The organism is Synechococcus sp. PCC 6312 (genome assembly GCF_000316685.1).
Lineage (GTDB): Bacteria > Cyanobacteriota > Cyanobacteriia > Thermosynechococcales > Thermosynechococcaceae > Pseudocalidococcus.
On sequence record NC_019680.1, the window covers coordinates 744,275 to 767,252 of the forward strand.

The window sequence follows — 22,978 nt, forward strand, 5'->3', positions numbered from 1 at the left end:
AAAAATGCTTAAAGAAGTGCAAATATAGAGTAAAAATACCATCAATCTGCTAACCAATCTTCTAAAGACATTCTTGGAAAAGTTTCAAGGTATCCACCCTCTGTACAGTTTATAATTCGACCATTATTAAATTCATATGCAGCCTTCGCTATTGAGTAACCTAGCTCCATTCCAGCAATATTTGAAACTTGCCACTTGTCACCAGTTTTAGTATAGCTTGGGTCAAAATGATTAATGTCTTTTTCTGTAGTTATTTCTATCGAGCCAAAGGTTTTTTGAGTTTTATAGCTATGATCACAGCCAATGATTGCAACATCCCTAAAACCCATATGCAAAGCTAACTGTAACGCAACATAAGTAACTGTTCCGGATGTACCAATGTTCCATGAACAGTCTTGTGCAAATGAAAATGCGTTTAAATATGATGAGTACAAATAAATAACATTCTTGGATTGCAGCATGTCCTTGTGAAATTTGTGATGAAGAAATAAAGATATTTCAGTCGTATTAAAAAAGTCTAGATTTTGACTAAAAGCTATCGGATCAACACAGACAATAGATGATGGACGAAAAGATGATTTATCAAATAAAAGGTTAATCTTGTTTAATCCAAAAGTATATATACCATCCAGGTTTGACAAATTACTCTTTAAAAGTGAAGGCCCATTACAAATAATTACAGCTTTTTCATTCGCATACTTATCTTTAAGATTTAATAATCGAGTTCTAGATACCCAGGAAAGAGGATAAATATCCCAGAACATCCTTCTACTTACTTCTAAGCAACTTCTTAGAAAGATACGATACGGATTAATACTTTTACGTTGATATGAAAAAGGATTATTAACCATCTGTCAACCCATAATCTAGAGTAACGGCAAGAGACTTGAAATACATTTAGCGGATTGAATTTTATGAAAATCAACAAAACTTTTCCAATCCTCTAGTTCACTCCACTCCGATAAGAAAATAAAATCGATTTTAGTATTAGCAGTTACTTCGTAATCATACTTACTATCTCCAAAGAATACGCTTGGGAAAAAGATTTTTTCTGCCCTTAACTCTCGTTCAAGGATTGTTTTTTTGTCATCTGGACTCCCAAATATACCACCATCAAAAAACCGATGAATTCCTCTACGCTCGAATACTTCCCGCAGCTCAGTTTGATCACCACCTGATACAACTAGCCATTTAGCATTAGGTAATGCTTTTCGAAACTCACTTAGACCTGGGGCCATTTCACAGGAACATAACCCTTCCCGAACATGTGTAGCATATGCTGTCAAAAGCAGACTCAGTTGTTCTTGATCAATAGGAGTTTTAAGAATCGACTGAAAAAAATAGTTGAATTTACGATAACGTGAAACTCCTCCATGATTGATGTGGTATGTTTTTAGAGCTTGAGCAGCTTTTTGTCCATAGGGTAAAGCCGCATGATAAAAACCTTCAGTTTTTAATTTGTTTGAATTCAGTATTACACCGTCACAATCAAAAATAAAGGTCTTATATCTACCTAAGTCAAACATACGCCACCTTTTTGTTCAGAAGAGATTCAGCAATAACAAAATCTTCGTCCCAGTCAATATCAAATCCCTTAATTTTATCTAAAGTATAAAGAAAAGGATTTTCCCCGATCCTATCATTATAGTTTTTATAAATATGTGCATCACATAAGAAGGCACCACTGTTAACCTCATACAGTGGGTTAATTGTTTGTGTTCTAGGCCATTTTTCAAAAAACCTATCATAGTTGACTGGGCCATTTTGATTCCATATAAAAGATCGCAGTTCAGTAGTCGTCATCAGTGAATCATAGCCTTCATGAAGGCATTTGAAGTAGAGATCAATTATTTGTGTATAAGAATTAGAAGTCAAAAATGGAGATGTCACATGTGTCCAGAGAATATGTCCTTGAGTGATAATTTTAGAAACATAGCGAATTAAGTCATCTGTTTTAGTTTGGCTAGTGCATAAGGAATCATCACGCTTATCGATCACAAGCTTTTCAAGGCTAAGAGTCTTAGCAAACTCAATAATATTATTATCATTAGTTGATAATATTATTTTCTCAATTAAATTTACATTTGCAAGTTGATTAATTTTAATTTCGATGAGTCCGTGATTGAAACCAGCAAATGGCTTTATATTTTTATTTTTTATTCGTTCGCTCCCTTGCCGACAGGGTAAAAAGCATGTCACAGTCATTTTCTTAACCTACTTCGTAAACACTAGCTCTCTTAATTCTATATTTAGTCGGGGTAATAGCAACGAGAGGTAATGCTCCTAAAGTTGAGTTGTAAAGATTCAACAGGTAATCCATTTCATGATTTCGCAAATCATCCGACCCATAACCATCAAAGCCCGCCAATAAGATTCTTTTAGCCCTTCCACTAGTAGCAATTGCCAAGGAGTAGGCAATAACCATCGAAGTAGGTAATATACAATAGTTGTCTTCAAACTTAAAGGTTTCAGATTGTACTACCAAGCCAAAGTCTAAAAGCTTTTTGCCTTCTAGTTCGTTCCTAATATCTTTAGATAACATTGAATATGGAATCACTAGAGGCTGAGGTAAATTTAAGTGTTCTTGACAATCAGCTAATAAGCGAACCGGATGACATGCTGCCCTTAAATCAATTAAATCTGAGGCAATATGAGTCTGCGTATTTAGAGCAATCACAATGGGATGCTGAGAACTGATATAGTTCTCTAAAGCATGCTGATGAGCTTCTACTCCGGGACCGGTTCCTAGAATTAGAACATCTCTACCAGTAATCAATGATTTTGGAGACCAAGTTCCGATAGGTTCTCCGGTATAGAAATGTCGTGCTGAATTAAGAGCATTAAGACTAAACTTCTTCCCACCTGATGATTTTAGATGATCAATTACACCCAGAATATCCTCATCCAGATAGCGATTATCTGCTAGCATTTCTTGAATATAAGTCGGGTGAATACCATACTTCCCAGCCAAGTAGTAGTATGTGTTTGTTCCCCAACCATACTCATGTTGCAGTGGGCTGAAGTAATCTGCAACCAGTCCCATCAAAGGTATGATGTTGCATGGCACGTCAGGGCGAATTTCAGCTAGTTCAATAACAAGATATTCAGTTTTAGCATTGCCGGCTCCACGTCCCATACCTGTTACAGTTGCATCAATCCAGGTGACACCGTCATTAACTGCTTGCACACAGTTAGATAGTGCTCGCCCCATATTATCGTGGGTATGAATCCCTAGCTCTCCTGACCAGCCTTCGCGCAGAGCTTGGATAATCTCCGATGTTTGTTTAGGATTCATGCTACCCATGCTATCGGCAAAGTAGAGCACATCTAAATGATAACGGCTAGCAATTTGGGCCAACTGTTGAACTTCAGCTAATGAACGATCTGCAACTTGCATTAAGTTAATGCCTACCTGATAGCCTTGATCTTTCAACCATTCACATCCCAATAAAGTTTGTTCAAATTCATAGTAGTGACAAGGAATACGGACTAATGAAACTGGAGAGTCACTAGCTGGCTTAAACAACAAATTAAGGGCAGGTATTATTCCATCTGGATACTTAAGCAACTCACTCGCATTGACCATTACCCCAATCTTTAAGTTCTCTGGTATTGCCAAGCTATGGATAAATGTATCGGTAGTATATGCACACCCACCCAAAAAATCATCCTGAGGAAATCCACGGAAGCCCAGCTCAACGTAATCTACAGAAATGGCAGCCATCGACTGGAGATATTTATGAATTAAATTTTGTGAGAAATTCCAAGAGTTGTAGTATCCACCATCTCTTAAGGTACAGTCCAATAGCTTGATCATAATTACTGAATTGGGGGTACTAAATTTTGTTTTAGCTCATACAATGATACCATACACGACACATTTTTTCACTTTCTATGACAATAAACAAAGCTTAGGTTTAGACCGTCTTTATTGTTTGAAAAAACCACAACACTAACATTTCGGTTTTACGATTTTAATCAATTTCAATTAATTCCAAGTAGGGGGCAAAAATAATTTATATGTAGTATTTAGAAGCCACAAAGAAAAGCATGAAGAAAAGCCAACAAACAAAGCTTTCAGTATTTAAATTTGTTCAGAATAATTTATATAATGCTATAGTTTATTCAACACAAGAATAATAGAATACGCATTTATGTCACAATCATTATTAAATTTTGTATTTAGAATATTCGACAGATTCATGCGAGATTATGAAAAGTTTAAAATTAAACGGATGAAAAGCTGTTTTAAGTCCTGTGGTAATAATGTTGAAATTAATAATGTAACAATTACTCCTTGGCCAAAAGTTGAAATTGGGAGTAACGTTATCATAAATTCATATACAAATATTTTTGCTGGTGGGGGAGTAATAATTGGTTCGGGGACACTTATTTCCAGTAATTGTGTTATTGTCAGCGTGACCCACCCGACTGACACCACTGATCGATTTAATGCAGAGTGTATTCGCAAGCCTGTTACTATTGGTCAAAATGTTTGGATTGGGGCTGGGGTGATTGTCTTACCAGGGGTGCATATTGGCGATAATTCTGTTGTTGGGGCTGGAGCCATTGTTACAAAAGATATTTCGTCAAATACAATTGTCGTTGGCAATCCGGCACGAACTTTAAGAACCATGGAGTTCTAAATTTTGCCATACAAAAATATAATTTTCTGGCAGATATTTTTTAACGTCCTCAGAATATCTTAAATATTCACGGTTTTATCTTAAAGCTCTTTGAAGCAAGCTATAGGAAGATGCGTATATGTAATAGACCACTAGCGTTGCCTTTAAGCTTATGGGGAGTTTATTACTATGCAAAATATTATTTAAACTTCTAAGTGACTTTTTAATACTTCCAATTCTAAGTCTCCATTTTTGTTTATCCGTAAATACGACACAAGAAATAATTCTCTTGATTATATTATTTTCATACAGTAATAAATAATTTAAGTAATTATCAATTAGTAGCCCTGATTCATCGAAGTTCCAATGCCTGTGATTAAAGTGAGAAACAAGTACCTTATATTTTTCGGCATAGATGGAGCTTTTATTATCTATATTGAACGCTATAAAGTAAATAAACAATTGAATATTTCTATATTTACTAGCTGTGTATTTTTCAATCATTGTCTCATCTTTTAAGAATGTGAGACCACTGAGTTGATGGCCAAAATAGGAGATTTTTAGAACGGACTTAAACCCTGGTTTTAGGTAAGTTAGCTTGCCTTCATCTCCATGAATAATTCTTATTGTTCCATCGGAGTATAGACGAGAAGACCCAGGAACAATACAGCCTAAGTCACGCCTTGTTGAAATTTGCTCAATAATAAATTTCAAATATTCGTCAGGCAGATAATCATCATCTCCCAAAAACATCACCCATGGAGCAGTTGCAGCAGATAAAGCATTAACAGCATTTACTTCTAAGCCCCTATTGTAATCCTGCTGTAGCAAATGAATTTTCAGTGATGAATTCGCAATATATTCTTGGACTGCTTTGACTGTATTATCACTTGAGCAATTGTCAGAAATAATAATTGCAACTTGAGTAGGGTTGGGCAGCTTGGAAATTTGAGAGTTTAATAAATCAAGATTTTTAATTAAAAACTCTTCTCGATTAAATGTTGGGATAAGAATTTCTAGGAGCATATAAAACCTTTATACTTGATGTTGGTTTTTAACCCAAACAAGTTGTTTTACTATACCATCAATTTTACTTAGTTGAGGTGACCATTGGATTAGAGTCCTTGCCTTACCTGTATCTGCGACAAAAACCTTTTGATCAGAGTGCCGCCAGTCTAATGATTTGTACAATAACTTGATCCCCAATATCTCTTCCAAGTGATGAAATAGCTCGAGCAAGGATAAGCTATTATCCATCCCACCACCGATATTAAATATTTCACCTTGAATTCGATCTCCAATTTCAAATGCTTGATGATATAGTCTAACCAAATCATCTGCATGAAGAACATCTCGCACCTGCTTGCCATTTCCTGCGATAGTAAATGAATCAACGGATAAGCCCTCTTTCATCCGCTTTTCCTGTTCGAGAGCTTGGGCAATAAACCATCCCACCCACCCTTGATCAAATGTAGAAAACTGACGGCCACCAAAAATCGAAGAGTGACGAAACACAATTGTTTTTAGACCAAAATTTCGATGCCAATCTCGCACATATTGATCTGCTGCTCCCTTAGAACAACCGTAGGGACTTGAGAAATCAAGGGGGTAATTCTCATCTAAGCCATGGGGATAATCAGGAGCTATAAATCGAGTTTCTCCCTCAATAAAAGCTAAATTTTTTAACTCTCCGTAAACCTTATTGGTACTTGAGTAAATGAGAGTTGCATCTGGAGCAAAGTGTCGAGTTGCCTGAAGGATATTAAATGTGCCAACAACATTAGTTAAAAAATCTCTGTAAGGATCTGTCATTGAAGTTGTCATCGCAACTTGACCAGCCAAATGAGCAATTCGATCAAATCTGCCATGAGTCTTAAAAAAGTGCTCAACATCAGTTTTATTAGCAACATCAAATTCCTCAATAGTTAACTGATTCTTAGCTGCTTTTTGATTGAGCCATTCCTTATTTTTCTCAGAGCCGAGACGAAAAAGAGCGTCAATAATCAATACTTCGGCACCCTGATCTAAGTAAAACGAGGCAAGATTACTACCCAAAAAACCGCAGCCACCCGTAACCAGAACTTTCATGGTCTTACCTCGTTCGTATAGCTATTTACTAATTCCGCTTCATGCATTAACTGCAGGGCAGTATCTAAGGAGTGCTTAGGATACCATCCAAGAGAGTTTAGTACTTGAGTTTTGGCCTGCGAAATCATTATTTCATTCTCTCGATAGGGTATTACACCAAAATTAAGATGTGAGCTGGAGAGTGTAATTCGATGAATCATTTCAACTAATTCACGAATCGAAATTACATTACCTGTCCCTACTTCAACTTGAAGAAAATCACTATAAATTTTTTCTAAGTTATTAAACAGAAACAAGTAAGCGGAAATGACATCATCGATATAAATAAAGTCTCTTTTTTGCTCTCCAGGAGTAAGGTCAATAGACCTAAGGTTTTGGAGACACTTTTTCATGATACTGGTTACAAATTTTGAGTCATCATCACCAGGACCATAAATATGTTGTAGTTTAATATTAAGAAATTGTATCTTTTTGTTTTTTAATAATTGCCTTGCCCAGTCAAGAAAATGTTTCTTGCTCAATGCATAGTAATTTAAATGCGAGTCAAGAATAGTATCAGTATTAAAAAAGGTAGTGGTATTAAAATAAATTGCGGTTTCAAGTAAGTCAAGAGGAAATTCTATATTAGACTTTAGGATTGTTGCTGCTGACTCAGCATTCCTTCCATAGCAGGTAGCCGTGTGAACCACTATATCAATCTGCTTCAGATCTTGAAACGGTTGGTGCAACTCACATTGATCGATATCATAAATAATACACTCAGATAGTATATTTTTAATACGAGTTGCGTTTGAGAAACTTCGCTTTAAGATGACAACCTGATGGCCCTGGTCAAGAAAGGCACTAACTAAATGACTGCCAAGAAAACCTGTTGCGCCAGTAACTAAAACCGTAGTCATAGATTATTGCCTTTACCTATTATCGATTCAAAACCCAATGTTGAATTACAGAGGAAATCGGAATCTAAAACCTTCTCAATCATATAAGGGAAATCATACTGACGTAAACTTTCATTCTCTTTTAACACATATTGAAGATCATCTCGCTGGTAAGCAAGAGCAGTGAGGGAGCCAACTGAGCGATGACCTGATGGAGACTGCCATTTCAACAAATGAGCTAATAAAGTGACTAACCAACTCTTAATTTCATTTTTTTGACTAATCTCCACCGAGACTAGCCTTTGAGCCGGATATTTCCAGTTCGAACACTCGATCCCATGACTAGCTAAAGCATGGGCTTGTTTGCTAACCCAAGTGTAAAAGTTTTGTTTATACTCTGATGAATTGGACATCATTAATTTAGCTTAAAATTTAACTTGTTGACATAGCCGTTTGCATTGTTATCTGAAAATTAATAGAACTTAAAGTTAGCTGCTTTTTAATTCTTAGAATGGGATGAAATAATCGCTATTCATCTTCCTGCTTACTAAATCTCTCCACATAATAAGCAGGTTGCAAAATGAAGATATTGATCAGATAGTCTTGAGAAGTATAGCTCCTAGTGTGTAGTTGCACAATCATAATTTTTGTCCTAATATCTCCAACAAAAGTCTTTGATAACACTCACAACATAATCTAACATTTCCGTAGTTAGTCCTGGATACAGTCCAATCCAGAAACTCCGCTCCATCACATCATCCGTATGTTTCAGATTCCCCACCGTCCGATAATCTAAGCTCTTATAAGCTGGTTGTCGAACAAGATTCCCCCCAAACAATAACCGAGTCCCAATTCGCTGCTCTTCCAAGTATTGGACTAGCTCATTACGAGAGAACAGTGCATCTTCTCTGACATAGAGTAAAAAACCAAACCAGCTTGGGGTCGAATTAGGTGCAGGTTCTGGCAAGATTAAATAGTTCGTTAGGTCTTGCAATTTCTCATACAAAAATTGATAGTTGGCCTGGCGTTGGGCAATAAATTGAGGTAACTTTTCTAGCTGGGCTACACCAACAGCAGCCTGCATATCAGTCATTTTCAAGTTATAACCCACATGGCTATAGGTATATTTGTGATCATACCCAAAAGGTAAAGTGCCTAATTGCCAGCCATACCGCTTGTTACAGGTATTATCTACACCTGGTGGACACCAACAATCCCGCCCCCAATCTCGGAAAGATTCAGCAATTTTTTTTAGGCGAGTGTCATTAGTCAAGACAGCCCCCCCTTCGCCCATGGTCATGTGATGCGCTGGATAAAAACTGACGGTGGCTAAATGTCCAAAGCTGCCGGTTTTCTGTCCGTTATATTCGCTACCAACCGCATCACAATTATCTTCAATTACCCAGAGATCATATTTTTCGGCAAATGCCATAACTGCATCTAGATTGAACGGATTCCCTAATGTGTGAGCAACCATAATAGCCTTGGTTTGGGAAGAATAAGCCGCTTCTAGTTGAGAAACATCAATATCATAAGTTCCCAATTGAATGTCTAAAAAAACTGCCTTTAGTTGATTTTGAAAAATAGGATTAACTGTAGTGGGAAAACCTGCGGCCACGGTAATAACTTCATCACCAGGCCGGAGCCGTTTATCACCTAATCTCTCTGAGGTCAGAGTAGAAAGGGCTACTAAATTAGCGGAAGAACCTGAATTGACCAGAAGACAATGCTTGACACCCATCCATTCAGCAAAACGGGCTTCAAATTCTGCGGCATACCGGCCTGTGGTCAACCAAAAATCTAAGGAGGAATCTACAAGGTTAACTAACTCATGCTCATCAAAAACCTTACCAGAAACCGGAACATAGGTTTGGCCTGGATGAAACTCTCGTTTGGCAAATTTATATTGATAGAACTCTTTAACAGTATCAAAAACTTTTTCCCGCAAGGACTCTTCTTGATCAGGTATTCCAGAGGGTTTAATTGGGGTCTGGGTCATGATTTTTGTCCTATAACGTAACTGAGCGATCTGAAGATTCTTTGTGCTGCGGCCTAACTTGGTCTCGGGAATAGTCCTGAATCTGATCAAGAGTTAGCTTTCGAAGATCACTATATTGCTGGCTTGAATCAAGTTGACTGGCCTGGCGATACCAATGAACTGTTTTTTCAATAGTTTGCTCAAAGCCCCAAACGGGCTGCCACCCCAATGTATGAAACGCCTTGTCTGTTGTCAAGTTTAAGAGTTTGGCTTCATGGAGGGCAGTTGGGCTTGAGCAATCTTGCCAGTGGCCTGGCCAATAGTTGAGGATAGTGGTCACAAGTTCTTTTACAGGGCGGTTTGAACTCAGGTTTGGGCCAAAATTGAATGCAGTGTCAAAAAGATTTACTGAGGCTTTCGGCTCAAGAATTTGGTAGTAGAGCTTCTTAGCTAAGAGTAAATATCCTCCTAAAGGTTCTAAAACATGCTGCCAAGGACGAGTAGCTTGCGGGTTTCTGACCGGAATAGGCTGTTGAGCATGCAAGGAACGCATCGCATCAGGAACAATTCGGTCTTCAGCCCAATCTCCCCCACCAATAACGTTTCCAGCCCGTGCGGAAGCAATCTTGATGTTGATATGAGAAGAATTAAAGAAACTACGTCTCCAACTAGCAATGGCAATCTCGGCCCCAGCCTTGCTACTACTATAAGGGTCGTAGCCACCTAAGGCATCCTCTTCTCGGTAGCTGTAAACCCACTCTCGGTTTTCGTAGCATTTATCTGTCGTGATAAAGACCGCAGCACAGGGATGAGCCAATTTCTTGAGAGCTTCTAAAACATGGATTGTACCGAGAACATTAACGTCCCAAGTTTGTAACGGCTCTATATAACTCCGGCGGACAAGAGGCTGAGCTGCTAAGTGGAGGACGATGTCAGGCTGAAACGAAATAATTTTCTGAACAAGGGTTTCAGCATCTCGGATATCTCCTAGGTGATAGTCAATCTCCTTCTCAAGTGAAAGTTGCACAAAAAGAGAGGGGTTAGTTTCAGGTTCTAGGCTATAACCATAAACCACGGCCCCCAATGACATTAGCCAAAGTGTTAACCAACTTCCCTTGAAGCCAGTATGGCCGGTTAGAAAAACTCGCTTTCCTTGCCAGAATTCGGTCATGACCATACCTTCCAGGGAGCCTTCCAGGCCTGCCACAGTTCTTCTAAATGATTTTTATCTCGCAACGTGTCCATGGGTTGCCAAAATCCCTGATGCTTGTAGGCTGCCAACTGTCCTTTTTCTGCCAAAGTGTTGAGGGGTTGTTGCTCCCAAACCGTAGCATCTCCTTCAATCAGGTCAAAGACTTGAGGCTCCAGAACAAAAAACCCCCCGTTAATCCAACCACCATCTCCCTGAGGTTTCTCTTTGAACCCAGTAATGCCGTCCTGTTCACCTAATTGAAGAGCACCATATCGACCTGGAGGTTGAACAGCAGTCAATGTGGCCCATCTACCATGCTGATGATGAAAGTTTACTAACTCCCGAATATCAATATTGGCAAGACCATCACCATAAGTAAAGCAGAATGTTTCATGCCCAACATAAGATTGAACTCGCTTAAGCCGCCCACCAGTCATTGAAGAATCTCCAGTATCAACTAAAGTAACCTTCCATTTCTCAGCTTTTTTTCGATGAACCTCCATGTAGTTCAAGTCCATATGAAACGTGACATCCGACATATGAAGAAAATAGTTTGCAAAATATTCCTTAATTACATAACCTTTATAACCACAGCAAATAATAAAATCATTAATTCCAAAATTGCTGTAAATCTTGAGAATGTGCCATAGTATTGGCCGACCTCCTATCTCTACCATTGGTTTAGGTTTAAGATGTGTTTCTTCACTGATCCTTGTCCCCAATCCACCAGCCAATATCACTGCCTTCATAAAATAATAGCCTTAAATTATTTAACTGTTTAATAATGAGAAGTGAACCTTGTGAATGTCTCAAGATAAAATTGAATGTCTTAGTCTAGTACATAAGCAAGAAGTTTTAAATATTTGATTGCCAGATTTAATTTAAAAAATATAAATATTAAGAGACATCTTTGCTCATCTGAGCTAATTTAATAAAGTTCGGTGAAGTCTGCAAAAGTTCTTCGTAAGTACCCTGGGCGATTAAACATCCCTGGCTCAGCAAAAAGATTTGGTCGCAGTTTCTTACCGTCGAGAGGCGATGAGCAATCATAATAATGGTTCTTGCTTGAGATGCTTGAGTTATGGCATCCATAACCCTGGCTTCAGTTTCATTATCCAAGGCACTTGTCGCTTCGTCAAATACTAAAACTGATGCTTGCTTATATAGTGCCCGGGCAATTCCTAACCGTTGACGCTGTCCCCCAGATAGTTTTACCCCCCGTTCACCGATCAATTGCTCATACCCCTCTGGTTGTGACTCAATTAATTCAGCAACCTGAGCCTGGGTTGCGGCCCATCGAACTCGCTCTTGATCTATCAAATTTAAAGGAACACCAAACGCAATATTTTCTGTAAAGCTCGCATCTCGTAAATAGATAAACTGAGGTACATGAGCTAGCTGTGACTGCCAGGCCTGGAGTATGAAGTCATCTTGTAAATCAGAATCTCCAATCAGAATTTTACCTTGACTAGGTTTAAGCAAGCCTAGAATTAAATCAATGGTTGTACTCTTACCACTACCAGTAGTGCCCACAAATGCAACTCGGTTGCCTTCAGGAATCATCAAGCTCACATCCTGCAAAGTCCAAGTTTGCTCAGATTGATAGCGAAAAAAAACATTTACTAAGCGAACCGACTTATCAGGTAATGGGTCTAAAAAACCCAATAGAGACTTTTCTTTAGCCTTGAGACTTTTGTTAGCAAATGGTGCAACCTTATGAATTGAAGCTTGGGAACTTTTAATGCCAGCAATACTGGCAAAGCAAGTTTGCAGAGGTTGTAGTATGCGATAAGCACCAAGGGCAATAGACCCAAGAATAGGCAACTGTGACTCAATACCCTCACCCTGAAAGAACAAAAACAGTGAAATACATACAATCGAAATCATCGATAATGACTCAATAACATAGCGTGGATATTGTGCCTTAAAATTCAGGGATACACCATTCATCCTAAATGAGCGATATAAGTTGTTAAAGCTTTTGGAGAAGATTTCTTGGGTGTCATCAATGATGATGTCACGAATTCCTCCAAACCCTTCTTGAGCAATTTGCATACTCTTACGAAAGTTTTGAGTTCTTGCGAGGCCATCTAGATAGAGTGTTGCTCGTGTTTTTTGATATATTGCCCAATATGCCACAAACATGATGAGGATTAAACTCAGCATAATAGAAGGTGATATTCTAATTAGGGAAATACCTAAAGCGATAACGATCAAAATATTTGAAAAAAGGCCTAATAAACCTGAAATAAAAGCTGATACGGTTTCAACATCCTGGAATATTAATCCCAGAATATAGCTACTATTCTGCTCTAAATGCCAAGCGTAGGGACGATATAAAACATTTCGAAATACCAAGGATGATAAATCACTAGAGATCAGAGCCGCTAATCTCAGCTGTCCGGCAATTACAGCAATTCTTAGAACCGCACTCAATACTGCTGCAACAGTAAAAGTACTACCTAGAAGTAGCATTAACACAGATGTATTTAGGTCTGAAACGAAGGGCAAGTAGATTGCTAATTTTTCTGCACCTTTACTAGGGTCAGCTAATACATTCAGAAAAAATACTAGCGTAGCCAGATTACTGACTTCTGCAATTGACGATCCTAGAGACAGGAGCTGCAGTAACAAGAGCTGCTTTTTACGCTTCTTTGATAATAGAGAGAATACAATCAGAATTTTATTTGAGTACTGCTTGACAATATTTTCTTTTTTCAAAATTTAAATTCTCCCTGACCTAAGCTTTTACGGTTGTTGGAATTACTCAAATAGAACACTTATTTCTCAAGTCTTTATAATTTGTAATCTAATGGAATATTGAAACTATTTGGAGGTTGATTTATATACTTAAATCATTATTCTTGGAGTGTTACTTTCTCATGAGGTTTAATACTTTGTCAATAAAACTATTTTCATAAGTTTTTTTATCTGAATCAGAGTGATAATATTTATCTGAATCAGAGTGATAATAGTAGTAATAATGAGCCTGAGATTGTCTAACACCATTAACAACCAAACCTATAATATTCTGTCCAGACTGAATTAGCATATCTTTTGCTCTTTGAGCCGATGGTCGAATTAGTATATCTGGTCTTGCTACCAATAAAATACAATCTGATATTTTCCCTAAAAATAAAGCATCGGCGGCAGCATTTAAAGGAGGGCTATCGATTAAAACATAATCATAAATTACCCTTAATTTATTTAAGAAAGATAAGAAGCTAGATGAGTTAATAATTGTTATTGGATTTGGTGGAGTCAATCCAGATGTAATAATGTCTAGATTACTATTTTCATGATGCATAAATTTTTGATATGGTAAATCTTCAACTAGAATATTGCTCAATCCAATCTGATTTGGAATTTGCCAGCAGTGATGTTGAGCAGGTCTGCGTAAATCACAATCGATAATAGCAACTCGATAACCAATCTCAGTCATAGCCAAACCCAGATTTGCGGTTACTGTGCTCTTTCCTTCACCTTGCGTAGAACTCGTGATCGTAATAACCTTCAACTTTCCGTCAGAGTTAGAGAATTTAATATTAGCCAGTAACATTCGAAAAGACTCACTTGCTGGCAAGCGGGGATCATCCCGAACAACGAGCTTCCCGCTATTCTCAAATTCCTAACCTGATGATGGACTTACTTTCTTCTCTGATTCATATAAAACTGGAATTGTTGCTAAAGTTGGCATAGATGCAAAGATTTCTTGAATCTCATTTTCCGAGTGCACGAAATTATCAAGTTGTTCCAACAAAAAAGCAATTCCAAATCCAATCAGCAATCCAAAAACTCCTCCCAGAAAAATTATTCGTTCGGGGTCTACTGACACAGGAATGGGGCTAATTTTAGCTTGTTGAACAATAACTGCATTACCAACATCTTGATTTTCAGATAGTTGAGCATCTTGGAGTGACTTTAGTAGAGCGGAGTACCTAGCACTAGAGACATCATATTCAAGTTGTAGCTGTAACAATCGCCTTTGAAGGCTGGGTAACTGTTCAACAACTTTGTTTTTCTCATCAATTTTGGATTTTAATAAATCAACCTGTTTTATCAAACTCTTAATTTGAAATTCATTAGTCACGACCTGAGTTAGCAGTGAAATGGTAGAGCTTCCTAGTTGAATTTGGGCTGGACTTTGATTAACTGAATTTTCTTGATTACCCAAAAGTTCAGATATCTGGTTTTGAAGAGCATTACTTTGAGCATCTCTTTGCCGCTTCAGTAACAGCACCTCAGGGTGGTTCTGTCTGTAGCGACTACTTAAAGCCGTTAGTTCTGCCTCTGTCTTTTGCAACTCAACAACTGAAGCTTGGATACCCGCTGACTCTGCAAGTAGCTTTAATTGATTGGCTTTGACAGCAGAAACTCCAAGTAATGCTTCCAGTCCTACCTGTGTATTTTGTAATCCTACTAGCTGTACTTGAGTAGTTTGAATGCTTTGTTGTAAATTGGCTAACTCCTGAATCAGTGAGCCAGTCTGAGCATCTAAAGAGACAATATTGAAATCTTGTTTGAAACTAGTAAGTTTATTGAGATTTGCAATGAGATTCTTTTCCGCATTAGGTAACTGAGACTCAATAAATTCCCGAGCGGCTGTTTTCTGGATTTGACTTAAGCGAATACTATTGGCAATAAAGCTACTCATTAAGTTATCAACAGCTTTGACTGCTACTGCTTGATCTGGACTACGAAATGAGACATTTAACAAGTCTGTTCGGGGAACTTGGCTTACAGACATGCCACTACCTAACTTAGAAGCACTAGTAGAAGGGCTGATGCCAGTTGAGTCTATGTTAAATAACTTGGCAGCCTTCTCAAGCACATTATCCGTTCGAAAGATCGCAATCTGCGTATTCAAGGGATTACCAGCGACACTACTCAAGTCACCGCCTGGCACTCCCTGAATACCGATGAGGGCTGATGCTTGGTTTTGCTTCTGTATCCAAATTAGACCATTGGCTTCATAAACTGGTATCCGGGTAACTGCATATAGACCTGAAAGCACTAAGACGCTGCTAAATGTCAGTGTAAACCCCAGCCAATGCCGCCTAACTAAACCTAAATAAGACTGGATATCGACATCACCCTCTTTAGGTTTGTTGACCAAAAAATTTTCTGAGATTAAGGATTTTTCTTGAGTCATAAATATAAATGATAATTAAGAACTACTGAAAAATGCGAATAAAGGCAGCTGCTGCGCCAAGAGGGCCAAGAACTGTTCCAATTGCATCGAGGAAACGGTAGCCATCACCTTTAGGAATCATGATGACATCGCCATCTTCAACCTGGGTTGGCTCAGTTAATTTCTCGATATTGAGAGTTTTCTCATTAACCGTACCATTAGCTTGTAAGCGATAAAAACGAACCCTAGTTAAATTAGCCTTATCTGTTGGGCCACCCGCTACTGCGATAGCACTACTTAGGGTACTGTCCGGAGACACTTCAATCTCACCAGGCCGCTTAACTTCACCCACAACACGGACTTTAACAGTGGGAGAGCCAAATGCAGATCGGGCTAATAGTTTTTGATCACCTTGGCTCAATGCGGTTGCTTTAGGAATAAAAATTGAGTCACCATCCCGCAAAGAAATATCTTGATTACTGCTACTAGCTTGAATAGAATTCCATAAATTTACGGTCATTGTTTGAGAAATACCATTAACACCAATTCGATTAATGATAATGTCACGAACATCGGCTTCCTTGGTTACACCCCCAGCAGCAGCAATGGCCTGGGCGAGAGTAGGAATGATTCTGGAGCGGGCTGTTTCATCTCCTCCCGAGCCTGATTCTCCAAGAGGAATAGGCTGGAGTTGTAAAGGGCCGGGCCGGCGGACTTCTCCCGCAACCGTTACAGTAAGTGGACGTAAGCTTGTTAGTTGAACTTCCACAGTTGGGTCAACTAGATATTCACTTAAACGACGAGTCAGTTCTTGTTTAACTTGAGTGACCGTTTTACCAGAGACAACAAAGCGTTCAACTAGTGGAATAGAGATAGTACCATCTGGAAGAATGATCTGAGGAGGAAGACCTTTATATTCATCAAATCCTAGGACTGAAACTTGTATTGAGTCTCCAGGCCCCAGTAAGTAAACATTCATGCTGTCTGTTGCCGGAGCCAGGCCAGGGTTGGGACGATAGTTTGGGGCTGGACTGGAGGCTTGTGCCAATACCCTAAATTCTGCTGCCAAGACTGATAAGCCAACAGTTGCTAAAACAAAAAATTGGGTCAGAGTGGCTGTCAAGGGTGGTTTGAGATGGCTGTAAGACATAGGCAAAGCTAGAAAAATCAAAACTACTCAGAGGATTCAGGGTTAGGCTGAATATCAGTCAGTTATAGCAGATGGATAGGCAGAAGTTGTGATCTTGATTACTAATTAGTGAGAAAAATTTTATATTTCCTCGAGGTTTGACAGGAAAACCTTAACACATCGGCTCAGTCGATCAAGGAAGAAGTTAAGGGTGATGATAAGTTTTTCTCAAGGATTTTAGTAATTGCCCAGGCCTGGCCAACTTTAATTAGCGACAAATAATAAATACTGGCCTCCCCAATTGGGCATCTAGAGGTGACAGATCCGGCCAATTTTGACTGGATTCCTTAGATCTTAAAGATTTAAGAGTTTTTGATCCCTTGAACACCTGATCGGCCGCTTAAAAAGTATGCTAAGTCTAGGGTATTGGGTTTAGCCTATTTAACTAAATTTTGGGCCAAAGTATTTACCTTAAGGGAGAGTAGTCGTCATGTTAGGTTCTATGGGGCAGTTGAGGGTCGTTCAACCTGGGCTGACTAGTAGTGCTCTAGGGGCAATGGCTTTATTAGGATTGATGACAGTCAACGGGGCAGTTGCAAAGGCGGCCACTCCTCCCCCCACTGCGGTGACTCCAGCCCCAATTCCAGCTTGGATCACGGCCTTAAAACTATCCCCCGATCAAATTCAAAAAGTCCAGGCCATTGAAGTAAAGTTCAAACCCCAGGCCAGGAGCCAACAAATCCAACTGAATCAGGCTGAATCCCTCTTGGAATCTCTTTTGGTGAAAGGAGCGAGCAATGAGGATATCCGCGCCCAGCACCAAGTGATTCAAAATTATCGGCGGCAGTTAGAGGTGACACGTTTGGAAGCAGCCCTCGAAATTAAAGACGTTTTAACTCCAGCCCAGCGGCAACAATTGGCGGAACTGAATCAGCAGCGGTTGACCCGACTCCGAGATTTAGTCTTGGGCAGTAGCGGGACAACACCTCGGTAAACAGGGCTATATCTCTCAATTAGCAGGAGATTAAGCGTCTACCGAACCACAACCCCGTACCAAGACACACTGAGGATAGAGAGAAATGCCACTGGAGTTAGTCATCACGGTGGGGGCCCTATTAATTTCTTGGTTTGTCTTTACTGGCCTGGTGCGATTGCTTAAGGTGACGGTAGGAACGGCCTTGAAAATTGCCCTTATTCTCTTTGCCCTACAGGTTTTCTTTGGGATTGGCCCTGAGGCCCTAGGAGAGCGGATACTTCAGCTTTGGGAGCAACTCTTAGGAAAAGGGAAGTAGGCGAGTCACGATGGAGACAGTTGTAAGCGATTAGCCCACAGGCCTGGGAAGGAGTCAGGAATCGGTATTGCGCCCACCACCCGTTGATAAAATTCCGCCGGCCCGACCCAACCAATCACCGCATAGGCATAACCTTGGGTTTTCATCATCTCAAGGGTTAGCTGGGTTAAAATTGTGCCAATTCCCAGGCCCCGCGAATCCGCATCCACCCCCATCGGCCCAAATAACCCTAATGCCGCCGTATCGTAACAGGCAAATCCCAAAAGTTTTCCATTCTGGACGGCAATTAAACAGCGGGATGGTCGCTGGTACAGGGCAATCTCGGCTTCACTAACCCAACCTAGACTAAATCTTGCTTTGACCCAATCTAAAATTAAATGAGTTTCAGAACCGAGGGGCTGCCGATAAATTATGCCTTGCTGCTTATGGTTTAAAAGAAGGGCGGAATTAACCTCTAATTGATACAGTTTGACCAGCATATCCATAAGAACACAAAGCTTAAAATTAAGGCCAAAAATTTTCATCTCGAATCTGTTGAGAATCAAAGCAAGGACTTTCTGGAAAGATAGATTCTGTTAATCCAGTCTCCCGAATGGCTAAATCACGCCCATCCAACCAGGCCTCGGCTAAGGCTTCCTCCCAACGAGATTGAAGACCAGGATTTCGGTACAGTAGGCGACTGATTTTACGACGTTGTTCGCGAATGGTTGCCCGCCAGGAATTTCCTTGGTGTTCAGGTTGATATTTCCCCTTCAAAAGATGGCCAATTAAAACTGCCAGACGGGAACTGAGTTGATCATAATGACGATTCCCCAAGTCTGATAATTCCTCAGCCAAATGTTCCCAGTCTAATCGCTCAATTTGACGCTGACTCAAGGCCTGGGCCTGTTGATGTGCCCAAGTATAAAAGTCCTGCTCGTATAATGATTGCTTAAGTGTCATGGGACTGCCCTAAAATACGACCCGTTGATACAAAGACTGTATCGAAATCTGGAAATTAATTGACATTAAAGCCAACACACTCTCTTGACCTTCAAGCGGCTGGAATAACCATTGCCCATCATCCCGTTTACTAAATTGCTCCACATAATAGGCGGATTGGGAAATCAAAATATATTCTTGCAAGCTGGGCAAGAGGCGGTAAAACCCAAATTTCCGAGTTCGGTTATAATTTGCTATAGAGTCCGATAACACTTCAATAATCACCTTGGGATTCGTCACCACCACCGGATTGTTACCTTGATAAATGGGTTGACCCTTAACAATCAAAACATCGGGGTAAGTATAGACTCGACAGGGTTCAATTCAGGCTTTAACGTCATTGATATAGGTGTAATAGTCTTGACCATCAATGGTTAGGGGAAAAAGCCGACAAAAATTGAGCGCAATTTGGTTGTGATAGGTCGTCCCGCCGGTCATGGGGATAATTTCTCCGTCAATATATTCATTTCTAAACTCGGCAATTTCCTCCAAAGCTAAATATTCTTCGGGACTGTAGTACTTAACATCTGGTTGGGCAATCATTGTTCTTCTCCCTAACAGCCCTGACAAAAATTCTTGATCACGATTACCCCACACCTTAGCATTTTCATCCCCAGGCCTGGCTCCGATTAAATTTAGCTTTTGCCGTTACGTTGGACATAGTGATTGTTGTAGTGAATCCTTGCTCCGGCCCAGTGCAGTTTTTCCCGCAGAGTTTGATAAAAAGAGTAATGATCTTTCAAAACAATAAATCGGGCTTCACAGTTAGCCATGGAGACATCTACCCGCTGGCCTGGCCAGATTGAGGTGGCCAAGACTCCATCCATCCAAAGTTTGGTTGTTAAATTTCGATCTTCGAGGGGCCAAATGCTAACAATCGAGCGGGCCGGTAAAACAATCGGGCGACTGGATAAACTCAAAGGACAAATCGGGGCCACCGCAATCGCCTCCATCCCCGGATGAATAATCGGCCCATTGGCTGCAACCGTATAGCAGGTGGATCCGGTTGGAGTCGCGACAATCATCCCATCGCCTTGATATTGATCCACCACATCCCCATCTATTTCCATTTCTAAGATGGCTGTGAGCATCCGGTCGGCCGAAGCGGGTTTGATGCACATTTCGTTGAGGGCTAGGTATTTTTCCCCTACGGGTTCAGATTGGGGTCGCGGCCCTTCATAGGCCTGGGCCTGAAGCATCATCCGTTGTTGCATGGCATATTGGTCACGGCGAAGTCGCTGTAACAGGGTAGTCGTATCTTGAAAGAGTTCAAAGGGTTCTGTCAAAAAACCCAAATGCCCCCCCACATTCACCGCCAACATCGGGATCCCTTCTGGAGCCAAATGCCGTGCTGCCGCTAGGGCCGTCCCATCTCCCCCCAGAACAAAAGCTACATCAATCGGGCGATTCACCGAAGCCATAAACACGGGATAGGGATTGTCCTGGGGGCCGCTGGGGCCAACGAGGATGCGACATCCTTCCTGTTCGAGGATATGGCCCAGGGTTTCTGCCCAACGTTGGCTAAAGGCATCTCCAGCTTTGTAAACAATTAGGGCCTGGGCTAATTCCACAGCAAAATCTCCTGAGGGTGACTCAGTTTTTAGGGCGGGGGCTAAGTACAGTTATAGTTTCCCAAAGTACAGGTAAATATTACTGTTCCAAACTAAATAGAAGCGATGCCAACATTTCCTGATTGATTGTTTCTGCCACCGTGGTGAGGATGGGTATCAACTTGGCCTGGAGGGCGCACAGGAGGGCCTGGTGTAGATCAGAAGGGGAGTTAATCTCTGGGTTTAGGCTCACCATCCGTTCACTCGGCTGCACTGGATCAATCCCGAAATGTAAAACCCCCGCTGAACGAAATACAAACAAGGCCCGCCTCACCTCGCTTTCGATGATTTGATGATCCAATACAAGCATTATTTTCTTAACTAGATCATTCATTGCCACATTCAGGGGGCGTAACTGGATTAACTCCAGGCCAACTTTTTCTAGAACAGAGGGGCTGGGCAAGCTCTCCTTAAATTGGTAACCATTGGGGTTGACAAGTTCGCCAAAGTCCGCAGCTAGAATCTGACGATAGGTTTCCGGATCATGGAGGGGTTTGGGGAGGACATCCGGCTCAAGGGTAAAAGGCTCCGGAATATCGGCACGGAGAAACAATTTGAGGCAGTTGCCGGCCCGCGCAAGACAAAACTCTGAATCCCGACAGGACAATCGCAGGTATTCGTTAAATCTGACGATACCCAAGGGGAGAAAGATTTGCTTCAGGTTGGGAATGATGACGTAAATGTTAGGTTCAACGAGGCTGGGGAATATTCCTTCCGTTTGAAAAGCTGCCGATTTGGGTGAGGCATAAAAATACGCGTTCAGGATTTCTTGAATCTTCTTGGCGGCCTCAATGGGATCAACGGAGGTTAGGGGTGAAATTTTACTGGCCAGGCCATCGGCAAACTCCAGCATCGCTTTTCTAGGACTCATGACCGTATTAGAGTTTTGAGGCTGAGGGAGTTCTGAGGTGGGGCGTTTCCGTCTTCTTCTGCGTCTGTTGGCGGGATCGCTATCTGTCGGGTTCAATGGGGGGGGTGGCGTTGACTCTTCCTCAGCTACATCAGCGGCAGTAACCGAAACCTCTGGCATAGCAGGAGTGGGAGAGTCAGGGAGAACTTGGCTGCGGAGGATGGGGCGGGGAGTGGCGGATGGTTGAGTCTCCCCAAGCGTACCAGAGAGGGCCTGCTTACGGTTGTCAACGGGATAGGGAATCTGAATAAAGTGATGACACATGGCCTGGAGTTTCTTACTGGCAGAATTGTCATAGGCACACCCAACCAGCAGTTTTCCATACCAACGGAGTTTCTCAGCAAGGGAAGCAAAACCACCATCCCCAGAGACAATCACCACACAGCTAACAATGGGGTTTTGTTGAACTAAGTGAATCGCATCTACAGACAATTGAATATCCGTAGCATTTTTCTTGATGTCATGTTCAAAGTTAATAAATTGCTCGGGCTTAATCCCTAACTGACTAATTTCTTGACGAATGGGTTTGAGGGCACTATTACTCCAATCCGCATAAGCATATTGCCCGACAATTTCCCCGACAATTTCAACAGATTTGATTTGCTCTAAGATGTCCTTGATCGAAACGCGAGAAATATGCCCATTGCGATTTTTGTATCCTTCCGTCAGGTTTTCAATATCAAATAAAATAACGGTCTTGAGCTTCCCAGAGTTGGTAGAGAGGGAAATTGTGTCTCGATTAAGGGACGGTAATGCCACCAGGCGTGGACTGGAAACCACTGGCAGCATGGCCTGGATCTCATCCATTCGGGCGGCCAAGGTGGAGTGGATTTTGCTGAGTTCCTGCTGCTGGGTCTTTAATAACTGGGTCTGAGTCTGTTGGTAGGTGTGGCCGAGGGCCTGGAGTTGGGATTGTAATACTGCTAAGTCAACCCTAAGTGTGTCTTTCTCCTGGGCCGGGTCAGCTTTTGTCGTTGAGTCTTGCTGCTTCCGTGACTGTGTTACCGCACTGCCCCCCAATGCCCCCAGGCCACTGCTTAAAATAATTGCCACTGGGTCTTTCAACGTCAAGGCCAGGGTTGAAATGGTGCCAGCAGCGAGGGTACTGAGGGTAATAATTAACCAAGATTGAGTTGGGGAGCGAAACAGATTCATAAAACGAGT

The 22,978-nt window shown here is 40.9% G+C and carries 22 protein-coding genes and 1 pseudogene; 3 read left to right on the forward strand and 20 right to left on the reverse strand.

Annotated elements, in window-relative coordinates; genetic code table 11:
* Positions 1-41: 41 nt before the first annotated feature.
* From SYN6312_RS03585 to SYN6312_RS03600, 4 genes are read right to left on the reverse strand one after another with little or no spacing between them, the layout of a single operon-like run.
* Positions 42-851: a 6-hydroxymethylpterin diphosphokinase MptE-like protein gene (locus SYN6312_RS03585; protein ID WP_015123503.1), complete on the reverse strand. Its 810-nt coding sequence runs from the start codon at positions 849-851 to the stop codon at positions 42-44.
* A gap of 15 nt (positions 852-866) precedes the next feature.
* Positions 867-1,526, reverse strand: a complete 660-nt coding sequence (locus SYN6312_RS03590; RefSeq protein WP_015123504.1) for an HAD family hydrolase — start codon at positions 1,524-1,526, stop codon at positions 867-869.
* Positions 1,519-2,205, reverse strand: coding sequence for a cytidylyltransferase domain-containing protein (locus SYN6312_RS03595; protein WP_015123505.1), 687 nt, complete (start codon positions 2,203-2,205; stop codon positions 1,519-1,521). Before SYN6312_RS03595 ends, SYN6312_RS03590 begins: the two co-directional genes overlap by 8 nt.
* A 4-nt stretch (positions 2,206-2,209) precedes the next feature.
* Positions 2,210-3,724 carry an aldolase gene (locus tag SYN6312_RS03600; protein WP_253276413.1) on the reverse strand — a complete coding sequence of 505 codons (1,515 nt, stop codon included), beginning with the start codon at positions 3,722-3,724 and terminating at the stop codon, positions 2,210-2,212.
* A 430-nt stretch (positions 3,725-4,154) separates the two neighbouring features.
* Between SYN6312_RS03600 and SYN6312_RS18155 the strand changes: the two genes are divergently transcribed.
* A complete protein-coding gene (locus tag SYN6312_RS18155) occupies positions 4,155-4,646 on the forward strand; it encodes a DapH/DapD/GlmU-related protein (RefSeq protein ID WP_015123507.1) in 492 nt (163 codons plus the stop codon).
* A 75-nt stretch (positions 4,647-4,721) separates the two neighbouring features.
* Here SYN6312_RS18155 and SYN6312_RS03610 read toward each other — a convergent pair whose 3' ends face one another.
* The 11 genes from SYN6312_RS03610 to SYN6312_RS03660 all read right to left on the reverse strand — a co-directional run bounded on the left by SYN6312_RS03610 (position 4,722) and on the right by SYN6312_RS03660 (position 17,042).
* The gene (locus SYN6312_RS03610) at positions 4,722-5,651 is read right to left on the reverse strand and encodes a glycosyltransferase family 2 protein (protein WP_015123508.1); all 930 of its coding nucleotides are present in this window, start codon (positions 5,649-5,651) and stop codon (positions 4,722-4,724) included.
* Between the two features lie 9 nt (positions 5,652-5,660).
* On the reverse strand, positions 5,661-6,713 hold the full coding sequence (locus SYN6312_RS03615) for an NAD-dependent epimerase/dehydratase family protein (RefSeq protein ID WP_015123509.1): 1,053 nt from the start codon (positions 6,711-6,713) through the stop codon (positions 5,661-5,663).
* Positions 6,710-7,612 carry an NAD(P)-dependent oxidoreductase gene (locus tag SYN6312_RS03620; protein WP_015123510.1) on the reverse strand — a complete coding sequence of 301 codons (903 nt, stop codon included), beginning with the start codon at positions 7,610-7,612 and terminating at the stop codon, positions 6,710-6,712. The genes SYN6312_RS03615 and SYN6312_RS03620 overlap by 4 nt, the downstream gene beginning before the upstream one ends.
* Entirely contained in the window at positions 7,609-8,007 is a 399-nt protein-coding gene (locus tag SYN6312_RS03625; protein WP_083853484.1) for a DUF29 family protein, read from the reverse strand. The genes SYN6312_RS03620 and SYN6312_RS03625 overlap by 4 nt, the downstream gene beginning before the upstream one ends.
* A gap of 236 nt (positions 8,008-8,243) precedes the next feature.
* The gene (gene rfbH, locus SYN6312_RS03630; protein WP_015123513.1) at positions 8,244-9,590 is read right to left on the reverse strand and encodes a lipopolysaccharide biosynthesis protein RfbH; all 1,347 of its coding nucleotides are present in this window, start codon (positions 9,588-9,590) and stop codon (positions 8,244-8,246) included.
* A gap of 10 nt (positions 9,591-9,600) precedes the next feature.
* Positions 9,601-10,740, reverse strand: a complete 1,140-nt coding sequence (rfbG, locus tag SYN6312_RS03635; RefSeq protein ID WP_015123514.1) for a CDP-glucose 4,6-dehydratase — start codon at positions 10,738-10,740, stop codon at positions 9,601-9,603.
* Positions 10,737-11,510, reverse strand: a complete 774-nt coding sequence (gene rfbF, locus SYN6312_RS03640) for a glucose-1-phosphate cytidylyltransferase (protein WP_015123515.1) — start codon at positions 11,508-11,510, stop codon at positions 10,737-10,739. The genes rfbG and rfbF overlap by 4 nt, the downstream gene beginning before the upstream one ends.
* Positions 11,511-11,658: 148 nt before the next feature.
* Entirely contained in the window at positions 11,659-13,482 is a 1,824-nt protein-coding gene (locus SYN6312_RS03645) for an ABC transporter ATP-binding protein (RefSeq protein ID WP_015123516.1), read from the reverse strand.
* A gap of 151 nt (positions 13,483-13,633) precedes the next feature.
* A complete protein-coding gene (locus SYN6312_RS03650; RefSeq protein ID WP_041430556.1) occupies positions 13,634-14,320 on the reverse strand; it encodes a CpsD/CapB family tyrosine-protein kinase in 687 nt (228 codons plus the stop codon).
* 69 nt (positions 14,321-14,389) lie between these two features.
* On the reverse strand, positions 14,390-15,913 hold the full coding sequence (locus SYN6312_RS03655; protein ID WP_041430557.1) for a GNVR domain-containing protein: 1,524 nt from the start codon (positions 15,911-15,913) through the stop codon (positions 14,390-14,392).
* Between the two features lie 22 nt (positions 15,914-15,935).
* On the reverse strand, positions 15,936-17,042 hold the full coding sequence (locus SYN6312_RS03660) for a polysaccharide biosynthesis/export family protein (RefSeq protein WP_015123517.1): 1,107 nt from the start codon (positions 17,040-17,042) through the stop codon (positions 15,936-15,938).
* Between the two features lie 469 nt (positions 17,043-17,511).
* Here SYN6312_RS03660 and SYN6312_RS18160 point away from each other — a divergent pair, with 469 nt between their 5' ends.
* Complete coding sequence (locus SYN6312_RS18160) at positions 17,512-18,015, forward strand: Spy/CpxP family protein refolding chaperone (protein ID WP_015123518.1); 504 nt, start codon at positions 17,512-17,514, stop codon at positions 18,013-18,015.
* Between the two features lie 85 nt (positions 18,016-18,100).
* Entirely contained in the window at positions 18,101-18,313 is a 213-nt protein-coding gene (locus SYN6312_RS03670; RefSeq protein WP_015123519.1) for a hypothetical protein, read from the forward strand.
* 5 nt (positions 18,314-18,318) lie between these two features.
* On the opposite strand, the gene SYN6312_RS03675 is transcribed toward SYN6312_RS03670, so the two are convergent.
* The 5 genes and pseudogenes from SYN6312_RS03675 to SYN6312_RS18165 all read right to left on the reverse strand — a co-directional run bounded on the left by SYN6312_RS03675 (position 18,319) and on the right by SYN6312_RS18165 (position 22,969).
* Entirely contained in the window at positions 18,319-18,837 is a 519-nt protein-coding gene (locus SYN6312_RS03675; protein WP_156804731.1) for a GNAT family N-acetyltransferase, read from the reverse strand.
* Positions 18,818-19,255 carry a DUF29 domain-containing protein gene (locus tag SYN6312_RS03680; RefSeq protein ID WP_015123521.1) on the reverse strand — a complete coding sequence of 146 codons (438 nt, stop codon included), beginning with the start codon at positions 19,253-19,255 and terminating at the stop codon, positions 18,818-18,820. The genes SYN6312_RS03675 and SYN6312_RS03680 overlap by 20 nt, the downstream gene beginning before the upstream one ends.
* 9 nt (positions 19,256-19,264) lie before the next feature.
* Positions 19,265-19,837: pseudogene (locus tag SYN6312_RS20525) on the reverse strand (Uma2 family endonuclease).
* Positions 19,838-19,929: 92 nt separating this feature from the next.
* The gene (locus SYN6312_RS03690; RefSeq protein ID WP_015123522.1) at positions 19,930-20,865 is read right to left on the reverse strand and encodes an NAD(+) kinase; all 936 of its coding nucleotides are present in this window, start codon (positions 20,863-20,865) and stop codon (positions 19,930-19,932) included.
* Positions 20,866-20,944: 79 nt separating this feature from the next.
* Positions 20,945-22,969 carry an NYN domain-containing protein gene (locus tag SYN6312_RS18165; RefSeq protein ID WP_015123523.1) on the reverse strand — a complete coding sequence of 675 codons (2,025 nt, stop codon included), beginning with the start codon at positions 22,967-22,969 and terminating at the stop codon, positions 20,945-20,947.
* Positions 22,970-22,978 lie beyond the last annotated feature (9 nt).